Source organism: Rhizobacter sp. (assembly GCF_031412075.1).
Classification (GTDB): Bacteria; Pseudomonadota; Gammaproteobacteria; order Burkholderiales; family Burkholderiaceae_C; genus Rhizobacter.
The window spans coordinates 1-6,961 of sequence record NZ_JANOCG010000462.1; the positions used below are offsets into that span (position 1 = coordinate 1).

Annotated in this window: 6 protein-coding genes; 4 read left to right on the forward strand and 2 right to left on the reverse strand. The window is 67.5% G+C overall.

The genetic code is table 11. The features are described from left to right. A partial coding sequence (locus RMO40_RS17540; RefSeq protein WP_489660188.1) for a spermidine synthase family protein occupies positions 1–1,520 on the reverse strand: 1,520 nt, incomplete at its 3' end. Between the two features lie 109 nt (positions 1,521–1,629). Next, positions 1,630–2,256, reverse strand: a complete 627-nt coding sequence (locus RMO40_RS17545) for a putative 2OG-Fe(II) oxygenase (RefSeq protein ID WP_309724196.1) — start codon at positions 2,254–2,256, stop codon at positions 1,630–1,632. A gap of 216 nt (positions 2,257–2,472) precedes the next feature. Between RMO40_RS17545 and RMO40_RS17550 the strand changes: the two genes are divergently transcribed. The 4 genes from RMO40_RS17550 to RMO40_RS17565 all read left to right on the forward strand — a co-directional run. After that, positions 2,473–4,866, forward strand: a complete 2,394-nt coding sequence (locus tag RMO40_RS17550; RefSeq protein ID WP_309724198.1) for a hypothetical protein — start codon at positions 2,473–2,475, stop codon at positions 4,864–4,866. A 70-nt stretch (positions 4,867–4,936) separates the two neighbouring features. Beyond that, a complete protein-coding gene (locus RMO40_RS17555; protein ID WP_309724202.1) occupies positions 4,937–5,779 on the forward strand; it encodes a peptidyl-prolyl cis-trans isomerase in 843 nt (280 codons plus the stop codon). Next, positions 5,776–6,738, forward strand: coding sequence for a HupE/UreJ family protein (locus RMO40_RS17560; protein ID WP_309724204.1), 963 nt, complete (start codon positions 5,776–5,778; stop codon positions 6,736–6,738). Before RMO40_RS17555 ends, RMO40_RS17560 begins: the two co-directional genes overlap by 4 nt. A 5-nt stretch (positions 6,739–6,743) precedes the next feature. Further along, on the forward strand, positions 6,744–6,961 hold a 218-nt coding region (locus tag RMO40_RS17565; RefSeq protein WP_309724206.1), incomplete at its 3' end, for a hypothetical protein.

Genomic DNA, 6,961 nt, shown 5'->3' on the forward strand with positions numbered 1-6,961 from the left:
GCGCGCCGCGGCGCCGGATGCAACAGCATCGGCAACAGGGCCTGGCGTGCGTCGGCGACGCGGCTGTGGCTGCTGCCTTCCTGCTGCCGGTTGTTGATGTGCAGGCGCGACACGCCATCGGCGTCCTCGACCACGCTGACCGAAGCGGACGCGCCCTCGAGGTGGGTGAGCAAGCGCCCGCCGGGCGGCACGTCGACCCCGCCGAGCGGCGGTACCCCGAATGCAACCGCTGCAGCGGCCACGGCGAGCAGCCAACCCGGCGTGCGCGTCGGCTGAGACAGCGACAGCAACAGGTAGCCGACGACCACGACGATCAATGCGCCCTTGGCGCCCAGCGCCGGCAACAGCACAACGCCGAACAGCGGCGGGGCGAGCGCTGCGCCGAGCGTGTTGGCGGCCAGTGCCTGGCCGAAGCCCGCGCCTCGCGCCATGGCGCGCTGACTGATGTGGCTGAACAATGCGCCCATCACGAAGGTGGCAGGCAAGAAGGCGAGTGCTGCGAGCAGCGCTTCGGCGATGAGCGCGGCGGCAAAGCTGCCACCCAGTTGCGCCAGTGCGTAGCCCTTGATCTGCGGCGCCAGCGCGAGCGCGATCACGCCCACCAGACAGGCGCCCGCCAGCGCCCACAACAGGCTTTCGTGGCCGTGGTCGGCCGCGCGCCGCCAGCCCCAACGCTGCCAGGCCGCCGCGCCCAGCGCAGTGCCGACGAGGTAGATCGCCAGCAGCATGGCAAAGGTGTAGACGGTGTTCTCCGTCACCTGGCTGAGCACCCGCACCACCAGCACTTCGTAGCCGATGCCCAGGCAGCCGGTGGCTGCGAGCAGCAGCAGCGGTGACGCCGCACGCGAAGTCGCCTGCGCCAGCGACTCGGCGTGCGCCGGCTCCGCGACCGTCGCTGGTGCCCGCGCATCGCCGTCCCAGCGCCAGGCGATCGCTGCACAGACCAGGTTGAGCAACGCGCAAGCGAGCGCGGTGCGTGTCAGTCCCCAAGCCGGCACCAGCCAGAACGCGGTCGCGAGCACGCCGAGCACCGCACCGGCGGTGTTGCCCGCGTACAGCGCGGCCAGCGCCCTGCCGCGACCGTACCAGCGCGCCAGCACACGCTCCATCGCCGGCAGCGTCGCGCCCATGGCCGCGGTAGCCGGAAGCAGCAACACGAAGGTGCCGACGAAGGCCACGGTCCACTGCCACGGCGCGCTGGGCTGCAAGCCCATCAGCCCGAGCAGGCTGGGCGCTGCCAGCGAAGGCAGCCCGATCAGCGCCAGACTCCACAGCGCGATGACCGCTTCGCAGGCCGCATACCAACGCGCCGGCCGCGCGCTGCGCTCGATGCGCTCGCCCAGCGCCCACGCGCCCAGGGCCAGGCCCCCGAAGAACGCGCCGACGACCGCCAGCACCGCCGCGTTTTCCTGCCCCAGCCAAAGTGTCGCCTGCTGCGTCCAGACGATCTGGCAACCGAGTGCGGCGAAACCCGAGGCCACCATCAGCAGCAGCGCGACAGCGCTGCGCGCGCGCGGCACCGCTAAAGCGCTACCGCCTTCAAGCGGCCGCCGCGGGTCCGGCTCCGCCGGCCCGCCAGCGGCGCCCCCCTGGGGGGGAGCGGCAAAGCCGCTTCGGGGGGGAGCAACGTCACCCACCGAAGGTGACTCGGTAGCCCCAGGAGTCGAGGTGGGTCGGGATGGCGTTGAATGCCATGGTGATGCGGCGCGGGCCCGGGTTGGGTGGTACGGCGTGCATCAGGTAGCTCGGAAAGAGAACCAGGTCGCCGGGCTCGGGCTGCGGGCTGAGCCACTTGTCGGCGTTGTAGGGGCCAGTCTCGACGCCGGCGTGGTCGTTCTTGAACGAGAACTCGACGCCGCCCGGCGACTTCATGAAGACCGTGCGCGCCTCCGGGTGCGTCGGCGTCAGATACACCACGCCCGAGATGAAGCTGTTGGCGTGGTTGTGCATCGCCTGCCGCCCGCCGGTGTCGAGCAGGTTGACCCACATCTCCTTGATCGACCAGCCCAGCGGCTCGCCGAACAGCAGCGTGCCGAAGTCGGCGAGTTTGGGCGTGACGGCGTGCGCCGCTGCAATCAGCAGCGGGCTGTCCTGCGGCTTGAGCATTGCCGTGTGGCTGAGGTTCGACGACGAACTGTTGTCTCGGTCCGCCGCCGCACTGAAGTGTTCGACCAGGCCGTGCACCAATTCGGCGGGTAGGGCTTGCGCGACGCGCATGAGCGGAACGGGGAACAGGCCAAACACCTCGGGTTGCATCGTCCCGATTGTGGACAGAGACGGCAGTGCCGTCGATTCATCAATCCGTCACACCTTTCACTTAGGCACGAAGCGAAGCGGCGCATGGATGGCTCAAGTCTTTCAAACGTGGCGCCTGTCACGGAATCTACACACCCGGTTTCTAGGATGGGCGGGTTCGGCAGGGCGTTCGACCCAGCGGGCATTCGCCATGTCGGCGTCATCAAGGAGTTCTCGATGAAGACTCAGTTTCCGCTCAACGCACTGGCCCTGGCCTGCGTGGGCGCCCTCAGCCTCAGCGCCCTGACGGTGGCGTCGGGCAACGCTCGCGCATCCGACAAGGACGCGGGCAAGAAGCGGGGTACCTACCTCGCGGGTGACTTCCATAACCACACCACCTGCTCCGACGGTTCCTCCTCAATGCAGAAGTTGGTCAAGAAGTCGATGGACCGCGATGCCGCCACCCCCTGGGGGCTCGATTGGTTCGTCCAGGCCGGCCACGGCGGGAACGGCAACCGCAACTGCACGCTGGTGGAGGACGCAAGCCTGGCCACCCCGGCTTATCCCTATGTGACGGGTGCGACGCCTTTCGACGTGCTATCGACCAACCCGGCCAACGCATCGCCGACGCAGTACCGCGGCCCCAACACGACCTGGGCACAGAGCGTCGGCGTGGCGGCCATCAAGGGCGATGTGAGCAACGGTGGCGGAACGCGCAACATGCACCGGTGGCAGACGCTTCAGTCGTACCAGTACCCGCTGATGGAGTACCTCTCGGCCCTGCGCAATGAGCCGCTGTGGCTGGGTCTCGAGCAGAACGTTCCTGGCCATGAGCACACCTCGGCGGGAGTGGTCACCGGCCAATTGCCGGCCTCGACCTACAACACGCAGCTGCCACAGGGCCCCAACGTGGTTCCTCCCAACGCCATTCCGAATGGCTATGCCGCTCTCGGCAACGCCAATGCGCTGGCCGAATGGACCTATTGCTTTGAACGCGGCGCCACCGCGGACAACAGCCGCGGCGCGGAGAACCAGTGGAACTGCGCGTTCCCTGGCGGTGTGAACAACGGCAGCGCTGACTGGAACGACACGGCCAAAAGACTCACCGGCGGCAGTGGCGGTACCGTTGGCCACGCGAAAACTCTCGAATCCGTGAAGTGGATGGCAGCCAAGCATCCGAACGCCGGGTACTACGTGCCCGCCCACCTGGAGCGTGCTGGCCCGTTCAACCCCGCGGGCAACAACGGCTTCAACGTCGAGCACCTGCGCAACATGAACAACGCAGCCTCCTCGGTGGCGTTCGGCTTCGAAAGCCAGCCCGGCCATGGCGCGTCGGACCGTCGCGGTGAGTACAACCTGCGTCGCAACGCCATTGGCGCGACCCGCTTCGACTCGGTCGGCGGCACCACCTACGGCGGCACCGGCGTGTATGCCGGGCAGGTCGGCGGTGTGTGGGACGCGCTGCTGGGTGAAGGCCGCAACTGGTGGTTCTTCGCCAGCTCCGACTGGCATTCGCGCGGCGCTTTCGGCAACGACGACCGCCGCAGCGACAACGACTTCTTTCCTGGCGAGTACCAGCGCAATTACACGATGGTGCGCAACGATCGCCAGCGGGTGAACCCCCAGACCGTCGTCGACGGCCTGCGCAGCGGCAACAACTGGGTGGACAGCGGCCAGCTGATCGACCGCCTGTCCTTCGTGGCCTGCGTTGGCAACGGAGCCCCGCATGGCCGCAGTGAAGCCGCGGTAGAGGCGTTGGCGGTCAACGCCGCCAGCGACAACACCGACGTCGACAAGAAAGGCTGCGTCACCATGGGCGAGAAGCTGGTGGTTCCGCCCGGCGCAGACGTGGTGGTGTCCATCGTGGTCCGCGACCCCGACGGCAAGAGCTACTCGCCGTACAGTTTTCCCAACCCGTCGCTGGCGCAGATCAACATCGACCAGCCGATGGACGCACCGGTTCTGGATCACGTGGACGTGATCCGCGGCCTGGTCACCGGCTTCAAGTCACCGGCCAATCTCGCCAGCTACGCGGGTGCCTGGCCGGACGACTGGGTGGATCGCGCCAATCCGCAGCAGCTGCGCTCGCTCGCCAGCGTGCCGGCGGCAGCGAAGAACGAAACTGCTGCCGTCTACAAGACCTTCAATGCCAAGACCTGGTCGACCAATCCGGGCAAGAGCGAATTCAAGCGCATGACCTTCCGGATCAAGGGTGTGGCGGATTCGCAGTACCTGCGCCTGCGCGGCACCAACCTGCCGCCTTCGGTGCCGTTCGAGACCGACCCTTCGGGCAACCCCTTGTCGGACCTGTGGACGAACACCGGCTCGATCCAGGCCAAGAACTCGAGCGCGGTCGAGTTCCCGACCAACAACTTCCTGCGCATTCCGTGCCGGACGGTGGGCAACAACGTGCCGGACAACGCCACGGTCTACACGGGTGTCAACCAGCCCAAGATCGACGGCTGCCCCAACCATCTGCCAACGGTCACGATTCCGGCTGAAGGTAGTCGTCCCGCATACACCGGCAAGGCCGTGGGATTCGACGTCGCGGCCTGGGCCGACCTGTGGTTCTACAGCAACCCGATCTTCATCGAGGTGAGCGGGAGAACCCCGGTGGCCGGCGTCCAGTAACCTGCGCCCGAAGCGCCTGGGCGCCGCGCGGCAACGCGTGGCGCCTTGTTTCATTTTCAAGCCTGTGCCCATGTCAGATCCAACCACGACTGCTCCCAAGTTCAATCCCGGTACGCTGCGCTGGCTGCGCGAACCGTTGCTGCACTTCCTTCTCATCGGCGGCGCTGTCTTCGCACTCGACCACGTCGTCAATGGCGCCGGCGACCAGGAGGCTGCCATCGTCGTCAATGCCGCGGTGGACCAGGAGGCGCTGCGTGTGTTCAAGGAAGCCCGCGGCCGCGAGCCGAACCCCGACGAGCTGTACGCCTTGCGCCGGATCTGGCTCGACAACGAAATCCTGTACCGCGAGGGCCTGGCCCTGCAGATGGACAAGGGCGACAAGGCGATCAAGGACCGCGTCATCTTCAAGGCGCTGACGATGATCAACGCCGGCCTGAAGCCGGTGCAGGCCGACGACACCAAACTGCGTGAATGGTTCGAGGCCAATCGCGTCAAGTACGACGAGCCGGCGCGCTACGACTTTCAGGAGGCCGTGGTCGCGGGCGATACGTCGGAGGCCGCGATGCGCGACTTCGCCGCTTCACTCAACACCGGCAAGGCCCGTGATGTCCAGGCCGGATTGCGTGCTTTCGAAGGGCGGCCACACGCCAACATCGTGCAGAGCTATGGCGTCGAGTTCGCCGCCGAACTCGAAACCATGCCCCCCGGCCAATGGAGGGCCATGCGCCACGGTGACGGTTGGCGCGTGATGATGGTCGATGCCATCAAGCCGGGCAAGCCCGCGTCCTACGAGGACCTGCGCGGCGTGGTCCTGCGTGACTGGACCGACCGGATGATGGCTGAACAGCGCACGGAAGCGGTTCGGAGCTTGGCGAAGAAGTACCCGGTCAAGTACGAGGTCACCACACCATGACGCGGCGTCACTGGACGGCGCTCCTGGCGCTTCTCGCGCTGATGTTCGGTGCCGTGCTCGCTTCACCAGCGCGCGCGCATGAAATGAGCATGGCCGAAATGCAGCTGCGCCAGCTGCCGTCGGGTGAATTCCTGTGGCAGTGGACGGCCAGCGCGCGCAGCAGTGACACGCCGTTGCGCCCGGTCTGGCCCACCAACTGCCGCGAGGCCGATGGTGTGCTGCGCTGCGGCGAGGATGGGCTTACCGGCACGCTGGGCATGGAGGGCGTGGGCAAAGGGGTGTCAGCGGTGCTGGTGCGGGTTTTGTGGAAAGACGGGCAGTCCCGCGTCTACACGTTGACGGGCGGCCAGCCCGAGGTGCAGTTGTTCGGTGCAGCCGACGACCCGCGCGGCATGGGCGAGGTGGCGCGCGCCTACGGCGTGCTCGGCATAGAGCACATCCTCGGCGGCTTCGACCACCTGCTGTTCGTGCTCGGGCTGCTGTTCCTCGTCGGCTTCAACCGCAAGCTGGTGTGGACCATCAGCGCGTTCACGCTGGCCCACAGTCTGACGCTCGCCTTGAGCACGCTCGGCTGGATTTCGCTGCGTGCGCCGCCGGTCGAGGCCATGATCGCGCTGTCGATCCTGCTCGTGGCCGGCGAGGCGCTGAACAAGGAGCAGACCCTGTCACGCCGCTGGCCGGCGTTGGTGGCGCTGTTGTTCGGACTGGTGCACGGCCTGGGATTCGCAGGCGCGCTGCAGCAGATCGGATTGCCGCAAAACCACCTGGTGTGGGCCCTGCTGAGCTTCAATCTCGGGGTCGAGTTGGGCCAGCTGCTGGTGGTGGCGCTGGCCTTCACCGTGGTGCGTGCACTGTCGCGCTGGCCCACCTTCGTCGCGTGGCGCACCCCTGCGCTTTACGCGATGGGCGGCACTGCGGCCTACTGGACCTGGGGTCGCTTGGCGGCCGTGCTGGGCTGATGCGTATGAGCGTTCGCTGCATTGGCGGCCGATCAGCCCTTTGCGTCTCGTGGGCGATTCGCGCGGCAGCACTGCTGTTCGTCGCCGGAGCGCCTTGGGCCGCCACCCCGCCGACCCCTGAACTGCCCGGAGCGACGGTGCAGCAGCCGTTGCGCTGCGACCAGCCGACGATGGGGCGCGCGCAGTTGTTGCTGACCTGCACACTCGACGCCGCCGACGCGCC

Coding starts and splice junctions, on each gene's coding strand:
- RMO40_RS17545 (WP_309724196.1), bottom strand. CDS start 2,256: ATGCAACCCGAGGTGTTTGGCCTGTTCCCCGTTCCGCTCATGCGCGTC.
- RMO40_RS17550 (WP_309724198.1), top strand. CDS start 2,473: ATGAAGACTCAGTTTCCGCTCAACGCACTGGCCCTGGCCTGCGTGGGC.
- RMO40_RS17555 (WP_309724202.1), top strand. CDS start 4,937: ATGTCAGATCCAACCACGACTGCTCCCAAGTTCAATCCCGGTACGCTG.
- RMO40_RS17560 (WP_309724204.1), top strand. CDS start 5,776: ATGACGCGGCGTCACTGGACGGCGCTCCTGGCGCTTCTCGCGCTGATG.